At 74.0% G+C, this 22226-nt stretch carries 23 protein-coding genes; 11 read left to right on the top strand and 12 right to left on the bottom strand.

The genetic code is table 11. The annotated features are described in order from the left end of the window. Positions 1-83: 83 nt before the first annotated feature. Both IF73_RS0132945 and IF73_RS0132940 read left to right on the top strand, forming a co-directional pair. The gene (locus tag IF73_RS0132945; RefSeq protein ID WP_031014215.1) at positions 84-539 is read left to right on the top strand and encodes a sec-independent translocase; all 456 of its coding nucleotides are present in this window, start codon (positions 84-86) and stop codon (positions 537-539) included. Between the two features lie 101 nt (positions 540-640). Beyond that, positions 641-1243 (top strand): hypothetical protein, encoded by a 603-nt coding sequence (locus IF73_RS0132940; RefSeq protein ID WP_031014213.1) that lies wholly within the window; start codon positions 641-643, stop codon positions 1241-1243. A 70-nt stretch (positions 1244-1313) separates the two neighbouring features. On the opposite strand, the gene IF73_RS0132935 is transcribed toward IF73_RS0132940, so the two are convergent. Genes IF73_RS0132935 through IF73_RS0132925 form a run of 3 tightly spaced genes read right to left on the bottom strand, consistent with a single transcriptional unit; the run spans position 1314 to position 4331 of the window. Further along, complete coding sequence (locus IF73_RS0132935; protein WP_031014211.1) at positions 1314-2447, bottom strand: Mrp/NBP35 family ATP-binding protein; 1134 nt, start codon at positions 2445-2447, stop codon at positions 1314-1316. A 44-nt stretch (positions 2448-2491) separates the two neighbouring features. Next, complete coding sequence (locus IF73_RS0132930) at positions 2492-3070, bottom strand: DUF1003 domain-containing protein (protein ID WP_031014210.1); 579 nt, start codon at positions 3068-3070, stop codon at positions 2492-2494. Then, positions 3063-4331, bottom strand: a complete 1269-nt coding sequence (locus IF73_RS0132925; protein WP_031014208.1) for a magnesium transporter MgtE N-terminal domain-containing protein — start codon at positions 4329-4331, stop codon at positions 3063-3065. Before IF73_RS0132925 ends, IF73_RS0132930 begins: the two co-directional genes overlap by 8 nt. Before the next feature lie 390 nt (positions 4332-4721). Here IF73_RS0132925 and IF73_RS0132920 point away from each other — a divergent pair, with 390 nt between their 5' ends. Beyond that, a complete protein-coding gene (locus IF73_RS0132920) occupies positions 4722-5429 on the top strand; it encodes a hypothetical protein (protein WP_199806761.1) in 708 nt (235 codons plus the stop codon). On the opposite strand, the gene IF73_RS0132915 is transcribed toward IF73_RS0132920, so the two are convergent. Further along, positions 5430-5930 carry a hypothetical protein gene (locus IF73_RS0132915; protein WP_031014205.1) on the bottom strand — a complete coding sequence of 167 codons (501 nt, stop codon included), beginning with the start codon at positions 5928-5930 and terminating at the stop codon, positions 5430-5432. 25 nt (positions 5931-5955) lie between these two features. Next, positions 5956-7083: a magnesium and cobalt transport protein CorA gene (locus IF73_RS0132910; RefSeq protein WP_031014203.1), complete on the bottom strand. Its 1128-nt coding sequence runs from the start codon at positions 7081-7083 to the stop codon at positions 5956-5958. 424 nt (positions 7084-7507) lie between these two features. Between IF73_RS0132910 and IF73_RS0132905 the strand changes: the two genes are divergently transcribed. The 4 genes from IF73_RS0132905 (at position 7508) to IF73_RS0132890 (ending at position 10683) form a co-directional block, all read left to right on the top strand. Continuing rightward, complete coding sequence (locus tag IF73_RS0132905) at positions 7508-8098, top strand: suppressor of fused domain protein (protein ID WP_031014201.1); 591 nt, start codon at positions 7508-7510, stop codon at positions 8096-8098. Between the two features lie 110 nt (positions 8099-8208). Then, on the top strand, positions 8209-8847 hold the full coding sequence (locus IF73_RS0132900) for a DUF6758 family protein (protein ID WP_037881261.1): 639 nt from the start codon (positions 8209-8211) through the stop codon (positions 8845-8847). A 123-nt stretch (positions 8848-8970) separates the two neighbouring features. After that, positions 8971-9834, top strand: coding sequence for a PHP domain-containing protein (locus IF73_RS0132895; protein WP_031014198.1), 864 nt, complete (start codon positions 8971-8973; stop codon positions 9832-9834). A gap of 243 nt (positions 9835-10077) precedes the next feature. Next, positions 10078-10683 (top strand): MarC family protein, encoded by a 606-nt coding sequence (locus IF73_RS0132890; protein WP_031014197.1) that lies wholly within the window; start codon positions 10078-10080, stop codon positions 10681-10683. Between the two features lie 88 nt (positions 10684-10771). On the opposite strand, the gene IF73_RS40725 is transcribed toward IF73_RS0132890, so the two are convergent. Then, positions 10772-10924, bottom strand: coding sequence for a hypothetical protein (locus tag IF73_RS40725; protein ID WP_099054331.1), 153 nt, complete (start codon positions 10922-10924; stop codon positions 10772-10774). A 172-nt stretch (positions 10925-11096) separates the two neighbouring features. Here IF73_RS40725 and IF73_RS0132880 point away from each other — a divergent pair, with 172 nt between their 5' ends. Further along, complete coding sequence (locus IF73_RS0132880; protein WP_031014196.1) at positions 11097-12032, top strand: NYN domain-containing protein; 936 nt, start codon at positions 11097-11099, stop codon at positions 12030-12032. On the opposite strand, the gene IF73_RS0132875 is transcribed toward IF73_RS0132880, so the two are convergent. Beyond that, positions 12016-12927, bottom strand: coding sequence for an alpha/beta fold hydrolase (locus IF73_RS0132875; protein ID WP_031014194.1), 912 nt, complete (start codon positions 12925-12927; stop codon positions 12016-12018). The genes IF73_RS0132880 and IF73_RS0132875 overlap by 17 nt on opposite strands. Positions 12928-13054: 127 nt before the next feature. Further along, on the bottom strand, positions 13055-15709 hold the full coding sequence (locus IF73_RS0132870; RefSeq protein ID WP_031014193.1) for a DEAD/DEAH box helicase: 2655 nt from the start codon (positions 15707-15709) through the stop codon (positions 13055-13057). A gap of 484 nt (positions 15710-16193) precedes the next feature. Between IF73_RS0132870 and IF73_RS0132865 the strand changes: the two genes are divergently transcribed. After that, the gene (locus tag IF73_RS0132865) at positions 16194-16946 is read left to right on the top strand and encodes a ferritin-like fold-containing protein (protein ID WP_031014192.1); all 753 of its coding nucleotides are present in this window, start codon (positions 16194-16196) and stop codon (positions 16944-16946) included. Positions 16947-17030: 84 nt separating this feature from the next. Here the strand turns inward: IF73_RS0132865 and IF73_RS0132860 are convergent, their stop codons facing one another. The 4 genes from IF73_RS0132860 to IF73_RS0132845 all read right to left on the bottom strand — a co-directional run bounded on the left by IF73_RS0132860 (position 17031) and on the right by IF73_RS0132845 (position 19129). Next, on the bottom strand, positions 17031-17306 hold the full coding sequence (locus tag IF73_RS0132860) for a hypothetical protein (RefSeq protein ID WP_031014191.1): 276 nt from the start codon (positions 17304-17306) through the stop codon (positions 17031-17033). 336 nt (positions 17307-17642) lie between these two features. Further along, a complete protein-coding gene (locus tag IF73_RS0132855) occupies positions 17643-17870 on the bottom strand; it encodes a DUF3107 domain-containing protein (protein WP_031014189.1) in 228 nt (75 codons plus the stop codon). A gap of 136 nt (positions 17871-18006) precedes the next feature. Beyond that, entirely contained in the window at positions 18007-18666 is a 660-nt protein-coding gene (locus IF73_RS0132850) for a TetR/AcrR family transcriptional regulator (protein ID WP_031014188.1), read from the bottom strand. 247 nt (positions 18667-18913) lie between these two features. Continuing rightward, positions 18914-19129 carry a hypothetical protein gene (locus tag IF73_RS0132845; protein ID WP_031014186.1) on the bottom strand — a complete coding sequence of 72 codons (216 nt, stop codon included), beginning with the start codon at positions 19127-19129 and terminating at the stop codon, positions 18914-18916. Positions 19130-19325: 196 nt separating this feature from the next. Between IF73_RS0132845 and IF73_RS0132840 the strand changes: the two genes are divergently transcribed. Together IF73_RS0132840 and IF73_RS0132835 are read left to right on the top strand one after the other, a co-directional pair. Continuing rightward, positions 19326-20306, top strand: a complete 981-nt coding sequence (locus IF73_RS0132840; protein WP_031014185.1) for an alpha/beta fold hydrolase — start codon at positions 19326-19328, stop codon at positions 20304-20306. Positions 20307-20313: 7 nt separating this feature from the next. After that, positions 20314-21807, top strand: a complete 1494-nt coding sequence (locus IF73_RS0132835) for a DUF3152 domain-containing protein (protein WP_031014184.1) — start codon at positions 20314-20316, stop codon at positions 21805-21807. Positions 21808-22226: the final 419 nt, after the last annotated feature.

Raw genomic sequence — 22226 nt, 5'->3', positions numbered from 1 at the left:
CGGACATCGCAAGGTACCCGTCCCGCAGCTCGGGCGGGTACCGTGGTGCGGGCCGCCCTGGTCCGGCGTGAAGGAGCTACTAGGTGTTCAGCGACATAGGCGCACTCGAGCTGGTGACGCTCATCGTGCTCGCCGTGCTCATTTTCGGCCCGGACAAGCTGCCGAAGGTCGTCCAGGACGTCTCGCGCTTCATCCGGAAGGTCCGCGAGTTCTCCGACAGCGCCAAGCAGGACATCCGTACCGAGCTCGGCCCCGAGTTCAAGGACTTCGAGTTCGAGGACCTCAACCCGAAGACCTTCATCCGCAAGCAGCTCGACGGCAACGAGGACCTCAGCGAGCTCAAGGAGCTGCGCTCCACGTTCGACCTCCGCAAGGAGATGAACGAGGTCGCCGACGCCGTGAACGGGCGCGAGAGCGCCCCCTCCACGGCCCCCGCCGCCGCCCCGGCGACGGTCAACGGCTCCGGCCCCGACCTGCTGAAGAAGCAGGACCCGCCGGCCGCGCCCGAGCGGCCGCCGTACGACTCCGACGCCACCTGACGGCGCCTCCTGACACGGGCGGTCACCGAGCGGTCGCTATCCTCCTTGGGTTGGGGGTATCCCCGGACGGAGTCCGGGGGAGGAACGAGGAGGCGGCCGAGATGAAGACGACGAGTCGGGTGGAAGCCGAGGGGTTTCTGCGCGCACCCTTCGCCTGGTACGGGCTCGACGAGGCGTTCACCGGGCCCCGCCGGCTGATGCAGATCGGCACGGCGGCGGACGGCACCGTCCAGCACGGCTCGGTGGGCCACGGTGACGAGCCGTCGATAAAGTCCGAGGCCGCGGGCGCGGAGAAGGAGCGGTTCGCCGTCGTCGTGACGGTCGCCGCGAACCCCGTGCGGCGCACCGGCGACGGCACCGGCGTCCTGGACGCCACCACCGTCTCCTCCGCCGCCTGGCTGGCCGGCTCCGGGCTGCTCGCCCACACCTGGCCCGCCTCCCTCGACCACGGGCTGCGGGACCACTGGCTCGACCAGCAGACCGAGACGGCCTTCGAGCTCGCCGACGACCTCGACGGGCCCGCGTGGACGACGCTGTCCCTGCCGGTCGACGGGGTGCCGGTGCCGTTCCACTACCGCGAGTCCGAGTTCGGATGGGTGCTGGCCGGCTCCGCCGGGGAGGCGCACATCGGGGCGTACGGGCGGGGGATGAGCGCGTACGGGCTCGGCTTCGCGCAGATCAAGGACCTCGGGCTGTACAGCTGAGCGTGCCCACGAAGAAGGGCGCCCCCGCACCGGGGGGCGCCCTTCGCCGTGTCTCAGAGCTCTCCGTGTCTCAGAACTTGTTGCGCGGCGTGATGCCGAGGCTCAGGCCCGAGAGGCCGCGCTGGCGGCCGCCCAGCTTGCCGGCGATGGCGCGCAGGGCGGCGCCGGCCGGGGAGTCCGGGTTGGAGAGGACGACCGGGCGGCCGTCGTCGCCGCCCTCGCGGAGCCGGACGTCGATCGGGATGGAGCCGAGCACCGGGACCGTCGTGCCCGTGGTGCGGGACAGGCCGTCGGCGACCAGCTGGCCGCCGCCCGTGCCGAAGACGTCCACCATCTCGTCGCAGTGCGGACACGGCAGGCCCGCCATGTTCTCGACGACGCCGACGATCTTCTGGTGGGTCTGCACGGCGATCGAGCCGGCCCGCTCGGCGACCTCGGCCGCCGCCTGCTGCGGGGTCGTGACGACCAGGATCTCCGCGTTCGGCACCAGCTGCGCGACGGAGATCGCGATGTCGCCGGTGCCCGGCGGCAGGTCGAGCAGCAGGACGTCCAGGTCGCCCCAGTACACGTCCGCCAGGAACTGCTGGAGCGCGCGGTGCAGCATCGGGCCGCGCCACACCACCGGCGCGTTGCCCGGGGTGAACATGCCGATCGAGATGACCTTCACGCCGTTCGCCGACGGCGGCATGATCATGTTCTCGACCTGGGTCGGACGCCCGTCCGCGCCCAGCATCCGCGGCACGCTGTGGCCGTAGATGTCCGCGTCGACGACACCGACCTTCAGACCGTCGGCGGCCATCGCCGCCGCCAGGTTCACGGTCACCGAGGACTTGCCGACGCCGCCCTTGCCGGAGGCGACCGCGTACACCCGGGTCAGCGAGCCCGGCTTCGCGAACGGCACCTCGCGCTCGGCGGTGGTGCCGCGCAGCGCCGCCGCCAGCTCCTTGCGCTGCTCGTCGCTCATCACGTCCAGCGTCACGTCGACGCCGGTGACGCCCTCGACGCGGGAGACGGCCTCGGTGACGCGTTGCGTGATGGTGTCGCGCATCGGGCAGCCGGAGACCGTCAGGTAGACCGTCACCGCGACCTTGCCGTCCGGTCCGATCTCCACCGACTTGACCATGCCGAGCTCAGTGATCGGACGATTGATCTCGGGGTCGTTCACCGTCGCCAGTGCTTCGAGCACCGCGTCTTCCGTAGCCATAGGTCTGATGGTACGGCGACGACCACGTGGCTATGAAAGGGCTGTCAACGGTCGGGTACGTCACTCCGCCGCTCGCCGTCCGGCGGGAATAGATCGCGTTCCCGGCCGAGCTCCTCCAGTTCCTTCACCAGGTCCTGCAGTTCGGAGCGGATCCAGTCGCGGGTGGCGACCTCGCCCAGGCCCATCCGGAGCGCCGCGATCTCCCGGGTCAGGTACTCGGTGTCGGCGATCGAGCGCTCGTTCTGCTTGCGGTCCTGCTCCAGGTTGACCCGGTCCCGGTCGTCCTGCCGGTTCTGCGCGAGCAGGATCAGCGGAGCCGCGTACGACGCCTGGAGGGAGAGCGCGAGGGTCAGGAAGATGAAGGGGTACTCGTCGAACCTCAGCGACGGCGGCGCGAAGATGTTCCAGGCGACCCAGACGATGATCGTCAGCGTCATCCAGACCAGGAACCGGCCCGTCCCCAGGAAGCGCGCGATCCGCTCCGAGAGCCTGCCGAACGCCTCCGGGTCGTACTCCGGCAGCAGCCTGGCCCGGCGCTCGCGCGGCTGGTCGAGCCGGATGCGGGGGATCCGCGGCTGGTCCCGCTCCCGCTCCCTGTCCCGGTCCTGCGACCGCTCAGCCACCCGACACCCCCTCCTCGTGGAACTCCGTCTCCCGCCAGTCGTCCGGCAGCAGGTGGTCGAGCACGTCGTCGACGGTGACCGCGCCGAGCAGCGAACCGCTCTCGTCCACGACCGGCGCCGCCACCAGGTTGTACGCGGCGAAGTAGCTGGTCACGGCCGGCAGCGGGGTGTCCGGGCCGAGCGGCGGAAGATCGCTGTCGACCAGCGAGCTGACCAGGGTGAACGGCGGGTCGCGCAGCAGCCGCTGGAAGTGGACCGTGCCCAGGTACTTCCCGGTCGGCGTCTCGTCCGGCGGCCGGCACACGTACACCTGCGCCGCCAGCGCCGGCGACAGGTCCTGCTGCCGCACCCGGGCAAGCGCGTCGGCGACGGTGGCGTCCGGGCGCAGCACGATCGGCTCGGTGGTCATCAGACCGCCCGCGGTCCGCTCCTCGTACGACATCAGCCGGCGCACGTCGGCGGCGTCGTCCGGCCGCATCAGGGTGAGCAGCCGTTCCTTCTCCTCGTCCGGCAGCTCGTTGAGGAGGTCGGCGGCGTCGTCCGGGTCCATCGCCTCCAGGACGTCGGCGGCCCGCTCCTCCTTCAGCTTGCCGAGGATCTCCACCTGGTCGTCCTCGGGCAGCTCCTCCAGGACGTCGGCGAGCCGGTCGTCGTCGAGGGCGGCGGCGACCTCGGCGCGCCGCTTGGGGGAGAGGTGGTGGAGGGCGTTGGCGAGGTCGGCGGGGCGGAGCTTCTCGAAGGTGGCGACCAGGCTCTCGGCACCCTGCCCCTCCTCCTCCAGGGAGAAGCCGGTGACGGCCGACCACTCCACGGTCAGCGTCTCGCCCTTGCGGCGCAGCGCACCGCCCTTGCCGCGGCGGACGAAGACCTTGTCGATCTCCCAGTCGCGGCGGGCCGGCAGCTGCTGGATGGCGATGTCGAGGACGGTGACCTCCTCGCCGGTCTCGACCAGGGTGACCCGCCGGTCGAGGAGCTCGCCGAGGACGAGCCGCTCGGTCGGGCGCTGCTCGAAGCGGCGCATGTTGACCACGCCGGTGGTGATGACCTGGCCGGACTCGACGCCGGTGATCCGGGTCATCGGGACGAAGACCCGGCGCCGGCTCAGCACCTCCACGACCATGCCGAGCAGCCGGGGCGGGCGGCGGCCGACGCGGAGCATCGCGACCAGGTCGCTGACCCGGCCCACCTGGTCGCCGACGGGGTCGAAGACGGGCACGCCGGCGAGGTGGGAGACGAAGATCCGGGGGGCGCCTGCCGCCATGCCTCGCGCCTCCTCGGTGCCGCACGATCTCCGGGGTCGCCGCGCCGCCCCCGCGGGGCTGCACGGCCGGTGCGGGCCCATGCCGGGCTTCGCAGGGTTCAGGCTAGCCCGAGGTGTTCGCCCCCGCTCCGGCAGCGCCGCCGTCCGGCTGCCTGCGGGGACGCCGGCCCGGCCCGGGTACGCTGCGGTCTGCCGCCCCCCACCGGCACCGGCCGGCCCCTCCGGCCGACCCCCGGCGGCCCCTTCCGCCGTGTGCACGGCCGGGGCCGTTCCCCCACCGAAGAACGAGAGGCAGCGCAGGTGACCGTCCGTACCCCGTCATCGCGTATCCCGTCCGTACCGCCGGCGTCCGCCCGGAGGCCGTCCGCGGCCCGGTTCCGCAGGGCGGCCGTGCCGCTGGCGCTGTGCGCGGGGCTGACGGTGGGCCTGGCGGCCTGCGCGGCCGACCCGGACGAGGGCACCAACGGGGTCGGGAGACTGTCGGCGCCGGAGATCGAGAAGGAGGCCCGGACCGCGGCGGACACGGCGAAGGCGGTCCGGCTCTCCGGCACCCTGGTCAGCAAGGGCGGCACCTTCAAGCTGAACATGCGGCTGAAGCAGAACGGCGGCGCCGGCTCGGTGACCACGAAGAACAGCACCTTCGAGCTGCTGCGGGTCGGCGACGCCCTCTACCTGAAGGCCGACGCGGGCTTCTGGCGGCACGAGGAGAAGGGCGACGGCGAGGCCGGCTCGGAGGCCGCCGACAAGCTGGACGACATGTACGTGAAGGTGCCGAGCGACGACCCCTCGTACAAGCAGCTGCGCGGCTTCACCGAGATGGACCAGCTGCTGCGCGGGATCCTCGGGCTGCACGGGGACGTCGTCAAGGGCGACCGGGACCAGATCGGCGGCGTCCGCACGGTGAAGGTCAAGGGCGGCGCGGACGGCGAGGGCGGCACCCTCGACGTGGCCCTGGAGGGCTCCCCGTACCCGCTCCAGTTCGCCCGCGGCGGGGGAGCGGGCCTGGTGGTGCTCTCCGAGTGGGACAAGGACTTCCCGCTGGCCGAGCCGGGCCGCGAGGAGACCCTCGACTACGGCCGCCAGCTGCCCCGTACCTGACTAGCCCTTCCGCTTGCGGCGGAACAGCAGCTTGGGGAGTCCGGCCGGGACCGGGCGGCGGGTGGTCGCGGGGGACGGGAGCGGGACCGCGGCGAGCGAGCCGTCCGGGAGCTCGGTGGTGGCGGCGCGCGGGTCGAGGCGCAGCACCCGGCACTCGCGCGCCCAGCGCTCGGGCATCGCCTCGCCGTCGGGCGCGTTGAGCCGCTTGCCCTTCAGCTCGGCGACGGCCGCGTCCCACTCCTCGCTGCCGGGGGCGAGCTGGCGCACGGCGGCCGTCCAGGAGACGATCCGGCCGCCCTTGTCCTTGCTGCGGACGGTGACCTCGGCGGTGGCGCCGTCGGCGAGGCCGGGCAGCGGCTGCTCGCCGGGGCCGTCGCCGACCACATGGGCGGCGCCGTCGTGCCAGACGTGCCAGAGCGCCCGGGCGGGCCCGGTGCCCCGGACCCAGACGAGGCCGGACTTCCTGGTGGCCTCCTCGACGAGGAACAGCTCTTCAGTCATGGCCCGCAGCCTAGCGGCAGGCCCGTCAGAGCCAGCCGTTGCGCTTCAGGGTGCGGTGGATCGCGAAGCAGATGACGGCGATGCCGCCGAGCACCATCGGGTAGCCGTACTTCCAGTGCAGCTCCGGCATGTGGTCGAAGTTCATGCCGTAGACGCCGCACACCGCCGTGGGGACGGCGACGATCGCCGCCCACGAGGTGATCTTGCGCATGTCCTCGTTCTGCGCGACGGTCGCCTGCGCCAGGTTGGCCTGGAGGATCGAGTTCAGCAGCTCGTCGAAGCCGACGACCTGCTCCTGGACGCGGGCGAGGTGGTCGGCGACGTCCCGGAAGTACTTCTGGATGTCCGGGTCGACCAGCCGCATGGGCCGCTCGGAGAGCAGCTGCATCGGGCGCAGCAGCGGGGTGACGGCCCGCTTGAACTCCAGCACCTCGCGCTTGAGCTGGTAGATCCGGCCGGTGTCGGTGCCGCGCGTGGAGCCCTTCGCGGCCGGCGAGAAGACGTCGATCTCCAGCTGGTCGATGTCGAGTTCGACGGCGTCGGCGACCGCGATGTAGCCGTCGACCACATGGTCGGCGAGGGCGTGCAGGACGGCGGAGGGGCCCTTGGCGAGGAGCTCCGGCTCGCCCTGGAGGCGGTGGCGGAGGTTGCGCAGCGAGCCCTGGCCGCCGTGCCGGACGGTGATGACGAAGTCGGGGCCGGTGAAGCACATCACCTCGCCGGTCTCCACCACCTCGCTGGTGGCGGTGAGTTCGGCGTGCTCGACGTAGTGGATCGTCTTGAAGACGGTGAAGAGGGTGTCGTCGTACCGCTCCAGCTTGGGCCGCTGGTGGGCGTGGACGGCGTCCTCGACGGCGAGCGGGTGGAGCCCGAACTCGGCGGCGATACCGGCGAATTCGGCCTCGGTCGGCTCGTGCAGGCCGATCCACGCGAAGCCGCCGGACTCCCGCACCTGCGACATGGCGCCGCGCGGGGTGAGGCAGGCGCGGTCGTCGATCCGGCGTCCGTCGCGGTAGACGGCGCAGTCGACGATGGCGCTGGAGGCCGAGTGGTCGCGGGTCGGGTCGTAGTTCGTGTACGTGGTCGGGGTCTTGCGCAGGCTCGGGCGCAGGCTCGGCCGAACGGCGGCGCGCAGGTCACGGATCATCGACATGGGCGTGCTCTCCTTCACGGACAGGCCGTCGGCGAGCGTGGCGCAACCCGGAATGGGGACGGGGGAAGGCGTTCGTCCACAAAGCGGGCGGCACCGGCGGATCGCGGCGACGGCGGTCGCAAACTCAGACAGGCAAAGAGGGGATGCTCTTCCGTCGGACGCGATGCCGGAGGGGGGTCCCGGTTCGGGGACCCGGAGTCACCGGAGGGAGGAACGCACCGGACTCGGGTGCGGAGCGGCGGAAGAGCGACTGGTACTGCCCGATCGACTTCGGTCCATCGCAGTCCCACCTCCTCCGGCCGGTCCCTCGTGAGGGATGACGTGTGACGCACAGTCGGGAAACCCGACCAGTGGCCAACACTATCAGCCGACCGAGGGTCAATCCCTTCCTTTGCCCGTTCCATACGCGATCTATGCTCGCCGCATGGGAGAAGTTCTTGCACTGGTCGAGGCCCGGCTGCGTACGGCCCTGGGCGAACCGGACGCGCGGGCCGCGGTGACCTTCCTCGGCACCGACCGCATCGAGGTGCTCCGCTTCGTCGACGCCGAGGCGGGGCTGGTGCGCTACGCCACGCTCGGCATGTCGGCCGCGCCGATGGCCGACCCGACGGCCGCCCTCGCCGACCCGGTGAAGGGCCCGCGCGCCGAACTGGTCCTGACCGTGCGGCTCGGCCGCGCCGACACCGACAAGGTGCTGCGCCCGCTGGCGGTGCTCGCCGCGACCCCTCAGGTCGAGGGCGTGATCGTCGCCCCCGGCGCCTCGCTGGACGTCGGCGAGCCGCTCTGGCCGGGGGCCGGCTTCAGCTCGGTCCTGGTCGCCGAGCCGGGCGGGCTGGTGGAGGACCTGGAGCTGGACGCGCCGATGGACCCGGTGCGGTTCCTGCCGCTGCTGCCGATGACCCCGAACGAGGCCGCCTGGAAGCGGGTGCACGGGGCGCAGGCCCTGGAGGAGCGGTGGCTCGCGAAGGGCACGGATCTGCGGGATCCGCTGCGGGGGTCCGTGGCCCTGGACTGAGGGCGCGCGCCGGGGGCCGGGCGGCGTCCGGGTGACGGAGGCGGGCCGGACGGGTGACGGGCCGCCGCCGTTCTTGACGGGAGGCGTCCGCGGTAGGACCGTTGAGCCCTATGAGGGGCGAACCCAGTTGTCCGAAGTGTGGTGGTCGGGTCAGGGCGCCCGGTCTCTTCGCCGACTCCTGGCAGTGCGACGTGCACGGGCCCGTGCATCCGCTGCAGCCCGTCATCCCGCCGAGCGTCGAAGCCCTCTCCGTCGTCGTCCAGCGCTCCCACGTGCCCGTCTGGATGCCCTGGCCGCTCCCCGTCGGCTGGCTCTTCACCGGGGTGACGTACGCCGGTGACGACCGCAGCGGCGGACGCGCCACCGCCGTCGCCTGCTCCGGTCCCGGCCCGCTCGGCGGCATCGGCGAGCTGCTGCTCGTCGCCGAGGAGCTGGGCGTCGGCCTGGGCGCCCGGTACGCCGGCATCGACGGCCCCGACCCCGGCTCCGGCATGGCGATCGACAAGCCGCCACAGGCCAAGGTCCTCGCCGGCGGCCGCCCCACCCCGCTCTGGCACGTCACCGGCGCCCCGCACGACCGGGCCGTCTTCGCCGGCGAGGCCCGCGGGCTCTGGCTCTGGGCGATCGTCTGGCCCGAGCAGTCCGGGCTCCTCATGTACGACGAGCTGGTCCTCACCGACCTGCGGGACGCGGGCGCCGAGGTCGAGCTGCTGCCCTGCGGGGCGCTCACCCCGCGCCTGCTGGGCTGACGGGACGGCACCCCCGGCGGTGTAACAGGCGCCACAGGGATCGACTCCGTACAAACTCGGGGCTGACCGCCCGTTATGCTGGAGCGTCACCCGTCCGTGCCGAGCCCCTGGAGAACCCGCGTCGTGCGCATCGACCTGCACAGCCACTCCACGGCCTCCGACGGCACCGACACCCCCGCCGAGCTGGTGCGGAACGCCGCCGCGGCCGGGCTCGACGTCGTCGCGCTCACCGACCACGACACCACCCGCGGGCACGCCGAGGCGATCGCCGCCGCGCCCGAGGGGCTGACCGTGGTCCCCGGCGCCGAGCTCTCCTGCCGGCTCGACGGCATCGGCCTGCACATGCTCGCCTACCTCTTCGACCCCGAGGAGCCGGCGCTGCTCGCCGAGCGCGAGCTGGTCCGCGACGACCGGGTGCCGCGCGCCCGGGCCATGGTCGGCCGGCTCCAGGAGCTGGGCGTGCCCGTCACCTGGGAGCAGGTCGCCCGGATCGCCGGCGACGGCTCCGTGGGCCGGCCGCACGTCGCCGAGGCGCTGGTCGAGCTGGGTGTCGTCCCCGACGTCTCCGGGGCCTTCACCGCCGAGTGGATCGCCGACGGCGGCCGGGCCCACGTCGAGAAGCACGAACTGGATCCCGCCGACGCGATCCGGCTGGTCAAGGCGGCCGGCGGCGTCACCGTCCTCGCCCACCCGGCCGCCGTCAAGCGCGGCCAGGTCGTGCCCGAGTCCGCGATCGCCGCCCTCGCCGCGGCCGGACTCGACGGCATCGAGGTCGACCACATGGACCACGACGAGCCCACCCGGGCGCGGCTGCGCGGGCTCGCGAAGGAGCTGGGCCTGCTGGTCACCGGCTCCAGCGACTACCACGGCAGCCGCAAGACCTGCCGTCTCGGCGAGTACACCACCGATCCCGAGATCTACGGCGAGATCACCCGCCGGGCCACCGGCGCCTTCCCCGTCCCCGGCGCCGGCGGAGTCCCGGCCTAGGGCCTGTCCGACCCTCCCCGCCGGAGCGCCCGACCGGCTCCGGCGGGACGGCGCTGCCGCGCCCCGCGCGCGGGTTCGCGGCCGGTCCCGCCGCGCCGTCCGTCCGGCCCGCCCCTTCTCGTACCGCCCGAGCCGCGCGTCCACCGTGCGGCGGCGGGCACTCCTGCCCCGACGCCGGAATCCCACGTTCCGGTCCGGTGCCCCACACCCCACCGTTCGACCCTCACCGCAAGGCACCCCACCGTGTTCGACCTCGCCGTCTTCGGCTCGCTCTTCGTCACCCTGTTCGTGATCATGGATCCGCCCGGCATCACGCCGATCTTCCTCGCGCTGACCTCCGGCCGCCCCGCCAAGGTCCAGCGCCGGATGGCCTGGCAGGCCGTCGCCGTCGCCTTCGGCGTCATCGCCGTCTTCGGCGTCCTCGGCCAGCAGATCCTCGACTACCTGCACGTCTCCGTCCCCGCCCTGATGATCGCGGGCGGGCTCCTGCTGCTGCTCATCGCGCTCGACCTGCTCACCGGCAAGACCGACGAGCCGAAGCAGACCAAGGACGTCAACGTCGCCCTCGTACCGCTCGGCATGCCGCTGCTCGCCGGGCCCGGCGCCATCGTCTCGGTCATCCTCGCCGTCCAGCACGCCGACAGCGTCTCCGCGCAGATCTCCGTCTGGACCGCCATCGCCGCCATGCACGTCGTGCTCTGGCTGGCCATGCGCTACTCGCTGGGGATCATCCGCGTCATCAAGGACGGCGGCGTCGTCCTCGTCACCCGGCTCGCCGGCATGATGCTCTCCGCGATCGCCGTGCAGCAGATCATCAACGGCGTCACCCAGGTCATCCGGGGCGGCTGACCGCCCCCGGACACCACTGCGCCCCCGTGCGGATTCCGTCGAGACGGAGTCCGCGCGGGGGCGCGGTGCGTGGTGTGGACCTGCCCCGTTACGAGGCGGAGGTCTCTGCGGGTCGGATCCAGATGCGCTGGCCGATCGCGGCGGCCTGCTGCACGATCCGGTTGACGGAGGCGGCGTCCACGACGGTCGAGTCGACGGGCGTGCCGTCGATGTCGTCGAGTCGCAGGATTTCGAAGCGCATGGCTTCTCCCTTCGTCCGGAGTTGATCCTCCATGTGGAGAACTGTGTACGTATGTGTCTAACGGCTGCCCCACCCGAAACATTCCTTACGCTAAAGAAAATTTTCGGATGGCTAACTACTACCGGGTAGCGGAGGTGGCGGCCCGCCCTCCCGAAGCGGACAATGAGGGCCGATGAACGACGCCACGCACCCCGCCCCGCCCGCCGACCCACCCGCCCACGCGCTCGCCGCGCTGGAGGCCCGCCTGGAGCGCACCAATGAGCTCCTGCGGCGGATGCTGGCCGAGGTGGCGAAGACCCCGTCCACGCACGCCATCTTCGTCGACGCCGGTTACGTCCATGCTTCGGCCGGGTTGCTGGTGACGGGTTCCGGGGACCGGCGCTCCTTCGACCTCGACGCCGAGGGCCTGATCGAGGCGTTCATCGACACCGCCCGGACGGTCTTCGCCGACAGCCGGCTGCTGCGCGTCTACTGGTACGACGGCGCCCGCCGCCGCATCCACACCCCCGAGCAGCAGTCGATCGCCGAGCTCCCCGACGTCAAGGTCCGCCTCGGCAACCTCAACGCCGACAACCAGCAGAAGGGCGTCGACTCCCTCATCCGCAGCGACCTGGAGTCGCTCGCCCGCCACCGCGCCATCAGCGACGCCGCCCTCGTCGGCGGCGACGAGGACCTGATCTCCGCCGTCGAGGCCGCCCAGGGCTACGGCGCCCGCGTCCACCTCTGGGGCATCGAGGCCGCCGACGGCCCCAACCAGGCCGAGGCGCTGCTCTGGGAGGTCGACAGCCGGCGCACCTTCGACCTCGACTTCTGCCGGCCGTACGTCACCCGGCGCCCGGTCACGATGTACGAGAACGAGTCCGAGCCGCCGCCCTCGCGCGACGAGGTCCGCTTCATGGGCGCCCAGATCGCCGCCACCTGGCTCGGCGAGCGGGGCCGCGACCGGCTCGCCGAACTCCTGCCCGGCGACCCGTACCTCCCCGCCGCCGTCGACCAGGACCTCCTCGTCGAGGCCGAGTCCCGGCTCAGCCGCTCGCTGCGCGGCCACGGCGCCCTCCGCCGCGCGCTGCGCGACGGCTTCTGGCAGCACCTCAGGGCGCAGTACTGACCCTGAGGACGGGCTCCTCCGTGGCCGCGGCCGTGTCGACCCGCTCCCAGAAGGCGGTCAGGCGCTCCGCCAGCTCGCGCGGATGGGAGACGTTGGGGGAGTGGCCGGCCCCCTCGACCACGGTGTGGTGCGCGCCGGTACGGGCGGCGACCGCCGCCAGCTCGGCCGGCGGCCAGACCATCTCCTCGGAGCCGTACGCCAGGTGCACCGGCAGCGCCAGCGCCGCCAGCTCGGCCGGGCCGTCGGGGTCGCGCAGCAGCAGCCGGCCGGCGCCGGACAGCTGCGCCACCTTGGTCAGCATCCAGCGGCGCCGCAGGAAGCCCACCACCTCGGCCGAGTCGACCGCCTCGTCCGGCTCCTCGCCACGGCTGTCCAGCCACCGCGTGGTCCGCCACACCCGCTCCTTCGCCAGCAGCGCGTGCCCGGCCCGCAGCGCCCGGATCCGCACCCGCTGGGGGCGGGCGACCCGGCCGGGACCGGAGGAGAGCAGGGTCAGCGAGCGGAAGGCCCGGGGGGCGAGCACCGCGGCCGAGCGGGCGACCAGCCCGCCGAAGGAGTGTCCGAGCAGATGCACCGGACCGTCCCGCAGCGCCACCGCCTGCGCGACCGCGTCCAGCGCGAGCGCCCGGCGGCGGTAGGCGGCGCGGCCCCGCGGGCCGTGCGACTCGTTCTGCCCGCGGCCGTCGACGGCGACGACCCGGTACCCGGCCTCGCTCAGCGGACCGAGCAGCGCCAGGAAGTCCTCCTTGCTGCCGGTGTACCCGGGCAGCATCAGGACGCTTCCCCGCGGCTCGCCCGCCGGGGCGGTGTCGAGGACGGCGAATCCGCCGCGCACGGTCTCCAGGCGGTGGGCCCGGGTGCGGGGCGGCAGCGACAGGGAGCGCGGCTTGCTCATGCAAGGACTGTAACCGGACGGCGGCCTCCGGATCAGGCCGCCGGCCGTGGCTCCGGGAACGACGACGGCGGCCCGGCCCCTGGTGAGGGGCCGGGCCGCCGTCCTGCCCGGTGGTCCGGGCCCGCTGCTACGCCTCCGGCTGGGCTGGGGCGGCCTTCTTGGCGACCCGCTTGCGCGGGGCCTTCGGCGCCTCCTCGGCCGGGGCCTCGGCGGCCTTCTTCACCGTGCGCCGACGGGTCGTCGTCGCCTTCTGCGGCTCCGACGCGTCCGGCGCCACGGCGGCGGCCGTCTTCTTCGCGGCGGCGCGCTTACGGGGGGCCTTGGGGGCCTCCTCGGTGGCGGGCGTCTCGGTGGCGGCCTCGGCCGTCTTCTTGGCGGCGGTCCGCTTGCGGGGGGCCTTGGGGGCCTCCTCGGCGGGCGCCTCGGTGACGGCGGCGGCCGTCTTCTTCGCGGCGGCGCGCTTGCGCGGAGCCTTCGGGGCCTCCTCGACCGGAGCCGCGGCCGGAGCCGGAGCCTCGGCGACGGGGGCCGGGATGACCACGACGGCCTCGGCGGCGGCGGTGGCCGTCACCGGGCTGGACGCCTTGCGGACCGCACGGCGGCGCGGGCGCGGGGCCGGCTCCTCGACGACCGGGGCCGCGGGGGCCTCGACGACGACCGGAGCGGCCTCGACCACGGCACCCGGGTTGGTCGCCGGGCGGGTCGCCCGGCGCCGGGCCCGCGGCGGCGCGGCCACGGCCTGAGCCGGGACGGAGGCCGAAGCCTCAGCCGGGGCGGCCTGGGCGGGAGCGGCCTGGACCGGGGTGGTCTGGGCCTGGGTGGTCTGGGCCGGAGCGGCCTGGGCCGGGGCGGTCCGGGCCGGGCGGGACGCCGGACGCTGCTCCACCGACTGGGCGGGCACCGGGGCGGACTGCTTGCGCGCGGCGGCCAGCTCGGCGGCGGCGGACTCGACCGTCTGGAAGGTCACCGTCTCCTCGGCGCGCGGCCGGACCCGCCGCTTGCGCGGCGCGAACGCCGGGGCGGGAGCGGCGGCCGGGGCGACCGGCGCCGCGGCGACGGTCTCCGTACGCCCACCGCGGCCGCGGCGCCGGCGCGGAGCCGTCTCCTCGGCCTCGGCGCGCTGGGCGACCGGGGCTTCGGCGCGCTGGGCGACCGGGGCCTCGACGGGCGCGGCGACCGGTGCGACCGGAGCCTCGACCGTCTCGACGACGGCGGTCTGGGTCTCCGTACGACCACCACGACGGCGGCGGCGCGGGGCGGCCGGCTCCTCGGCCGGGGCCTCGACGGGCGCGGCGGCCTGGGCGGGCTCCTCGACGGCGGCCGGCGGCGTCACCGGGGTGGCGCCGGCGACCGGGATGCCACCGCCGACCGGACCGGTGCCGCGGGTGCGGCGGCGGCGCGGACGGCGCGGGCCGTCCACGGCCTCCGGGGCCTCGGCGGTCTCGGCGGTCTCCACGGCGGGGGTCGTCTGCGGGGCCTCGGCGTCCGCCCCGCCGCGGGTGCGGCGGCGCTGGCGCGGGGTGCGCGTCCGGGCCGGGCGCTCCTCGGCGGCCGGGGCCTCGGCGCGGCCGCCACGGCCACGACGGCCGCCGGGCTCGCCCAGGTCCTCCAGCTCCTCCGCGTCGAGACCCGCGCGGGTCCGCTCGGAGCGCGGCAGGACGCCCTTGGTGCCCTCGGGGATGTCGAGGTCGGTGTAGAGGTGCGGGGAGCTGGAGTACGTCTCCACCGGGTCGGCGAAGTCCAGTTCCAGCGCCTTGTTGATCAGCTGCCAGCGCGGGATGTCGTCCCAGTCGACGAGCGTGATCGCCGTACCGGTGTTGCCCGCGCGGCCGGTGCGGCCGGTGCGGTGCAGGTACGTCTTCTCGTCCTCGGGGGTCTGGTAGTTGATGACGTGGGTGACGCCGTCGACGTCGATGCCGCGCGCGGCGACGTCGGTGCAGACGAGGACGTCCACCTTGCCGTTGCGGAAGGCGCGCAGCGCCTGCTCGCGGGCGCCCTGGCCGAGGTCGCCGTGGACCGCGCCGGAGGCGAAGCCGCGCCGCTGCAGCTGCTCGGCGATGTCGGCGGCCGTGCGCTTGGTACGGCAGAAGATCATCGCGAGACCGCGGCCGCGGGCCTGGAGGATGCGCGCGACCATCTCCGGCTTGTCCATGTTGTGCGCGCGGTAGACGTGCTGCGTGATGTTGGCGTGCGTCACGCCCTCGTTGTCCGGCGAGGTGGCGCGGATGTGCGTGGGCTTCGACATGTAGCGGCGGGCCAGGCCGATGACCGCGCCCGGCATGGTGGCCGAGAAGAGCATCGTCTGGCGGGTCGCCGGAAGCATGTTGATGATCTTCTCGACGTCGGGCAGGAAGCCCAGGTCGAGCATCTCGTCGGCCTCGTCGAGGACGAGCGTCTTCACGTGCGACAGGTCGAGCTTGCGCTGGCCGGCCAGGTCGAGCAGGCGGCCGGGGGTGCCGACGACGACGTCGACGCCCTTCTGGAGCGCCTCGACCTGGGGCTCGTAGGCCCGGCCGCCGTAGATGGCGAGGACGCGCACGTTGCGCACCTTGCCGGCGGTGAGGAGGTCGTTGGTGACCTGCTGGCACAGCTCGCGGGTCGGCACGACGACGAGGGCCTGCGGGGCCTCGGTCAGCTGGTCGGGCCGGGCGCGGCCGGCCTCGACGTCGGCGGGGACGGTGACCCGCTCCAGGATCGGCAGACCGAAGCCGAGGGTCTTGCCGGTGCCGGTCTTGGCCTGGCCGATGACGTCGGTGCCGGTGAGGGCGACCGGAAGGGTCATCTCCTGGATGGGGAAGGGATTGACGATGCCGACGGCTTCGAGCGCCTCGGCGGTCTCGGGAAGGATTCCGAGCTCTCGGAACGTAGTCAGGGTGCTGCCTCTTCTGTGAGACGCGGCGCGAGGCGAACGAAGGGGGTCTGTCATCGTGCCGGGAACGTCCCGCGGGATCCTGGGGAAGATCACCGCCGGGTGGCACGGGACCACTGCCGTCGCTCGAGCGTCGTACCGCTTGAGGGACCCTTCGGCAGGCGCCGGAAGGGCTGTCGGGCCGGAGCCGATCGGGCCACCGACCGGGCATCCTCATTCATGCGTCGGCCCACCGGGTACGTCCGAACGTGCGAAAGCATGTCCGCATACTCGGCAGGCGCATTACCACTGTACCCCGGAATCGCGCATGTGTGTCGGGCGAAATGGTGATGAGGGCACGGTCACACAGACTGACCAGGACCTTCGGGGCCCCTGAGGGCGGGCTATTGTGCGCTCCATGGAGACGCCTGACAACGCCACACCCGCCGGTGACACCGAGCCCGCCGACACGCCCACCGGCATCGCCGCCGAGGACTGGGCCACGGCTTCCGCGCAGCCGCAGTACCGCGCCGCGGTGATCGACCTCCTCGGCGCCCTCGCCTACGGCGAGCTGGCGGCCTTCGAGCGGCTCGCCGAGGACGCCAAGCTCGCGCCGTCCCTGGAGGACAAGGCGGAGCTGGCGAAGATGGCCTCCGCCGAGTTCCACCACTTCGAGCGGCTGCGGGACCGGCTGGCCGCCGTGGACGCGGAGCCGACCGCGGCGATGGAGCCCTTCGCGAAGGCGCTCGACGACTTCCACCGGCAGACCGCCCCGTCGGACTGGCTGGAGGGCCTGGTCAAGGCGTACGTGGGCGACTCGATCGCCAGCGACTTCTACCGCGAGGTCGCGGCCCGGCTCGACTCGGACACCCGCGCCCTGGTGCTCGCCGTGCTCGACGACACCGGGCACGGCAACTTCGCCGTGGAGAAGGTGCGCGCGGCGATCGACGCCGACCCGCGCGTCGGCGGCCGGCTCGCGCTGTGGGCCCGCCGGCTGATGGGCGAGGCGCTGTCCCAGGCCCAGCGCGTGGTGGCCGAGCGGGACGCGCTCTCCACGATGCTCGTGGGCGGGGTCGCGGACGGCTTCGACCTGGCGGAGGTCGGCCGGATGTTCTCCCGGATCACCGAGGCGCACACCAAGCGGATGGCGGCCCTGGGCCTCGCCGCCTGAGCCGGCGCCCACCGGCACACGACGGCCGCGCGGCCCGGGACCTCGGTCCCGGGCCGCGCGGCCGTTCCGCGTGCGGCGCGGCGGTCAGTACGCCGCGGGCGATGATCGGCGGAGCCGGTGTCCGGCCGGCCGGACGAGCAGCGAGAGCAGCACCGCCGCCACCACGACGGCGCCGACGAGGGTGGCGAGGAAGTGGCCGGGGCCGAGCGCCCCGTGGGTGACGAGCGCGCCGAAGACGGCGCCGAGCGCACCGGTCAGGAGCACGGTCCTCCGGGCGGGGAGGCGGTCGGGCAGGCGGTGCGCGGCGGCCCAGGCCAGGGCGAGTCCGAGCAGGGCGGAGCCGAGGGCTTCCAGGAACACGGTGGATCACCTCGCGGAGGGTGCGGGGCGGGTGGTGCGGTCAAGCCCCCTCCTACCCCGGGCCAACGGAACGCAATCCTCCCCACACCCCGGCGGGGCGCCCCGCACACCCGGCCCGAGCGGCCGCGGGACGGGACCCGCGACGCCCCGTGCGCGGGCCCGCGAGGCCACCCGGACGGCCGTACGCGCGCGGGGGCGGGCCCGGCCGGCGCCGGGGCGGTGACGGCGCACGCGAGAGCGACGCGGAGGGACGGGTGCCCCTCGGGGCGGTGCGGGAATGCGAGGAGGCCCGGAGGGACGGGTGTCCCTCCGGGCCTCCTGTGCGGGAGTCGCGGCTCAGAGCGTGCCGAAGCCCACCCGGCGCACCGCGGTCTCGCCGAGCTCCACGTACGCGATCTTGTCCGACGGGACCAGGACCCGGCGGCCCTTCTCGTCCTCGAGGCTGAGCAGCGTCGCCTTGCCGGACAGCGCGTCCGCGACGGCGCGCTCCACTTCCTCGGCGGACTGCCCGCTCTCCAGAACGATCTCCCGGGGTGCGTACTGCACGCCGATCTTGACCTCCACGGCTATGTCCCTCCGAACGGTCAGCCATGCGCGATGAACACGCGCCGTACGCTGCACACATTAGCCCGGTGAGGGGACGCCCACGGGTCAGCCGCCCCACGCCAGGAGCGAACACGGCACGGGAACAGACGGGCGGTCAGTGCCCCTCGGCGCTCAGTTGGCCCTCGACCGCGTGCAGCGGGAAGCCCGCGATGCCGCGCCAGGCGAGCGAGGTGAGCAGCGAGACGGCCGTGTCGCGGGGGATCGGGGACTCGCTGGAGAGCCAGTAGCGGGCGACGACCTGCGAGACGCCGCCGAGGCCCACCGCGAGCAGCATCGACTCGTCCGTGGACAGCCCGGTGTCCTCGGCGATGACCTCGGAGATCGCCTCGGCGCACTGGAGGCTCACCCGGTCCACCCGCTCGCGGACGGCCGGCTCGTTGGTGAGGTCGGACTCGAAGACCAGCCGGAAGGCACCGCCCTCGTCCTCGACGTAGGCGAAGTAGGCGTCCATGGTGGCCGCCACCCGGAGCTTGTTGTCCGAGGTGGAGGCGAGGGCGCCGCGGACCGCCTGGAGCAGGGACTCGCAGTGCTGGTCGAGCAGCGCCAGGTAGAGCTCCAGCTTCCCGGGGAAGTGCTGGTAGAGCACGGGCTTGCTGACGCCGGCCCGCTCGGCGATGTCGTCCATGGCCGCGGAGTGGTACCCCTGGGCGACGAAGACCTCCTGGGCCGCGCCGAGCAGCTGGTTCCGCCGGGCACGGCGCGGCAGCCGCGTACCGCGAGGGCGTGCTGCCTCTGTCTGCTCGATGGCGCTCACGCGGCCTCCCAAGAATTCGATCCATATGCGCTGTCGCGCCGCGCCGCCATCGTACTTTTGGGTAACCCGGGTGTGCGCGGTGCGAACGCAGAATTTCACGGACCGGACGCCGGGGTCGACAGGCTATTCAAGATTAAACCGAACAAATCAGCGGGAGTCGCCGCACGAATCCGTCGAGATCGACGGAGAAGGCCGTCGTCCGGCCCGGGCGCAGCTCGTCGGCGCTGGTCAGCGGCGCCGGTAGCGGTCAGCGGTAGTCGTCCTCGTCGAGGGTGACGACGCGCGCCTGCTCGGAGGCGTCACCCTCGTCCGCCGCGTCGTGGTCGATATCGCTGAGCGGTTCGTCCTCCCTCGGACGCAGTTCCGTGTGCTGCTCGGCCGCGTCGGCCTCCGGGACTTCCTCGTCGAGCACGGCGTCCTCTTCCTCGGGGAACGATTCCGGCTCGGACGGATCGACAGTCATGCGATTCCTTCCCGTCCTCCCCGCGCGCGGGCGGCCGCCCGCGCCGATGGCCCTCCCTTCGAGCCTAGGAGCACCCGCGCCGGGCCGCACCCGAGCGGCGCCCGGACGTGGCCGGCGGACGTCCCGGGCGGGCGCCACGCGCCCTGTGACCGCACCCACACCCGAGCGCGCGTGATCGTCTCGTAATATTGCGGCCATGTCCTCGACCGAGCTGCCGGAAACCCGGACCGCCGACACCGCACCGCCGGCGCCGCGTCCGCGCGCGGTCCGGGTCGCCGACGGCGAGGAGCTCCGCTCCGTCGCGCTCCCCGGACTCACCCTCACCGTGCGCTCCCGGCCCGGCGGCCGCCCCGGCCTGCCGCCCGCGCTGTACGTGCACGGCCTCGGCGGCTCCTCGCAGAACTGGTCCGCCCTGATGCCGCTCCTCGCCGACCTGGTCGACGGCGAGGCCGTCGACCTGCCCGGCTTCGGGGACTCCCCGCCGCCCGACGACGGCAACTACTCGGTCACCGGGCACGCCCGGGCCGTCATCCGGCTGCTCGACGCCTCCGGCCGCGGCCCGGTCCACCTCTTCGGCAACTCGATGGGCGGCGCCGTCGCCACCCGGGTCGCCGCCGTCCGGCCCGACCTGGTCCGCACCCTGACCCTCGTCTCGCCGGCCCTGCCCGAGCTGCGCGCCCAGCGCACCGCCTGGCCGACGGCGCTGCTCGCCGTGCCCGGCGTCGCCGGGCTCTTCGCCCGGCTCTCCCGCGACTGGACCGCCGAGCAGCGCGTCCGGGGCGTCCTCTCGCTCTGTTACGGGGACCCGGGCCGGGTCACCGACGAGGGGTTGCGGCACGCCGTCGAGGAGATGGAGCGCCGGCTGGAACTCCCCTATTTCTGGGACGCCATGGCCAGGTCCTCGCGCGGAATCGTCGACGCCTATACGCTCGGCGGCCAGCACGGCCTGTGGCGGCAGGCGGAGCGGGTGCTCGCGCCGACCCTGCTGATCTACGGCGGCCGTGACCGGCTCGTCTCGTACCGGATGGCCCGCAGGGCCGTCGCGGCCTTCCGGGGCTCGCGGCTGCTGAGCCTGCCCGACGCCGGTCACGTGGCGATGATGGAGTACCCCGAGACGGTCGCCGCGGCCGCGCGGGAGCTGATCGCGGACCACGACGCGCGGCACGACGGGAGCTGAACCCGGGGTGGGACGACATAGTCGCAAGGGCCCTGCGCCCTCGGCGGGCGACACCGGACGCCCGGACGGCACGCGCACGCCGACGACGGGCGGGGCGCGTACGCCCGCGCCGGGCGGGACGCGTGCTCCGGCGGGCGACACCGGGCGCACGCCGGTCGTGGACAGCGGCGCGGGCACCGGCCGCCGCCGCCGTACCCCCGACGGCCCGGACGAGCGCGGCACCACCCGCGGCCACGGCACCTTCCACGGCCACGGCACCCCGGCTCACGGGACCCCGGCCCACGGCACCCCGGCCCACGGGACCCCGGCGTACGGGACCCCGGCCCACGGGACCCCGCTGTACGGGACCGCGGGACACGGCCCGCAGGGTCACGGCACCCCGGGTCACGGCGCTCCCGCGCAGGGGGCGCCGCGTCACGGCACCCCGGCTCACGGGACCCCCGCTTTCGCCGGAGGGTCGTACGACACGCCCGCGCACGGTGTTCCGCACACGCCCGCCCACGGCATTCCGGTGCGCGGCGGGCATCCCGCGGACGAGGAGCCCGGGCGGCCGGCGCCCGAGCGGTACGGGGTCGCCGGCGGCGCGCCGCTGATCCCCGGTCCTCGTCGGGTCGCCGCCCCGCCGGAGGGGCCGGACGCGCCCGCGACCGGTGCCGGCGACGAGGCCGACGCCCCCGGCAGGGGCGGCAAGGGCCGGGCGCTCACCGGGATCGCGGCCGCCGCCGTCACCACCTGCCTCGCGATCGTCGTCGCCGGCCAGGTCGCCGACCGGGAGGACGACGCCCCGGCCGTCCGCGCCGCGCAGCAGCCCGCCGAGCGCGCCTCGGAGGACGCCGCCTCCCGCTCCGACGAACGGCCCACCCCGTCGAGCCCGGCCCCCGTGATCCGGCAACCGGCGCCCACGTACGAGCAGTTGATGACCCGCCAGTTCCCGATCGACCCGAAGCTCACCGGCTCCGGGGAGTTCGAGGCGGTGCCCGGCCTCGACAAGGCGCCCGGCGGCGGGCAGAAGTACCGTTACCGGGTGGACGTCGAGAAGGGCCTCGGCCTGGACGCCAAGCTCTTCGCCCGCGCCGTCCAGCAGACGCTCAACGACAAGCGCAGCTGGGCGGGTCGCGGCGCCATGACCTTCGAGCGGATCTCCAGCGGGGAACCCGACTTCGTCATCACCCTCGCGAGCCCCGGCACCACCGGCACGTGGTGCGCCAAGTCCGGCCTCGACACCACCGTCGACAACGTCTCCTGCGACTCCGCGTCCACCGAGCGCGTGATGATCAACGCCTTCCGCTGGGCGCAGGGCTCCGAGACCTTCGGCCCGAAGGCGATGCTCGCCTACCGCCAGATGCTCATCAACCACGAGGTCGGGCACCGGCTCGGCCACAACCACGTGTCGTGCCGCACCCCGGGCGCCCTGGCGCCGGTGATGCAGCAGCAGACCAAGTCCCTGGAGATCGACGGCATCGCCTGCCGCCCCAACCCCTGGGTGCACCCCGGCGGTTGATCCCGGCCGCCCCCGGTCCCGGGGGCCGTGCACCCCCGGCAACCTGACGCTCCGTGATCCCGCCGGCGCGTACCGCGACCGAACGCGACCGGCCTGGGAAAGTTACGTGCATTCACCCCTTCTGGTGGTGCGATGGACAACCGTCCGTCGTGCCACCGCCCCCTGCGCTTACGTTCTTCCCGCTGCGCGATTCCCGCCGAGGGACGCGGCGCGCGCCACCGGCGGGACCGGTGGGCGACATCAAGGGAGACCGGGGGTGTGTGCTCGTGCGGATCGGACTGCTCACGGAGGGTGGCACCCCGTGCGCGACCGGTGACACCGGCGCGTGGTGGCAGCGGCTCGTCCGCGGCCTCGCCGCCCACGAGTTCGACCTGTACGCCGTCGGCGGCCCGCTCCCCGCCACCCCGCTGCCCCCCAAC

Source organism: Streptomyces sp. NRRL F-5727 (assembly GCF_000719555.1).
Classification (GTDB): Bacteria; Actinomycetota; Actinomycetes; order Streptomycetales; family Streptomycetaceae; genus Streptomyces.
Note: the sequence above shows the minus strand (reverse complement) of the source record. Positions and strands in the feature narration are given on the sequence as shown.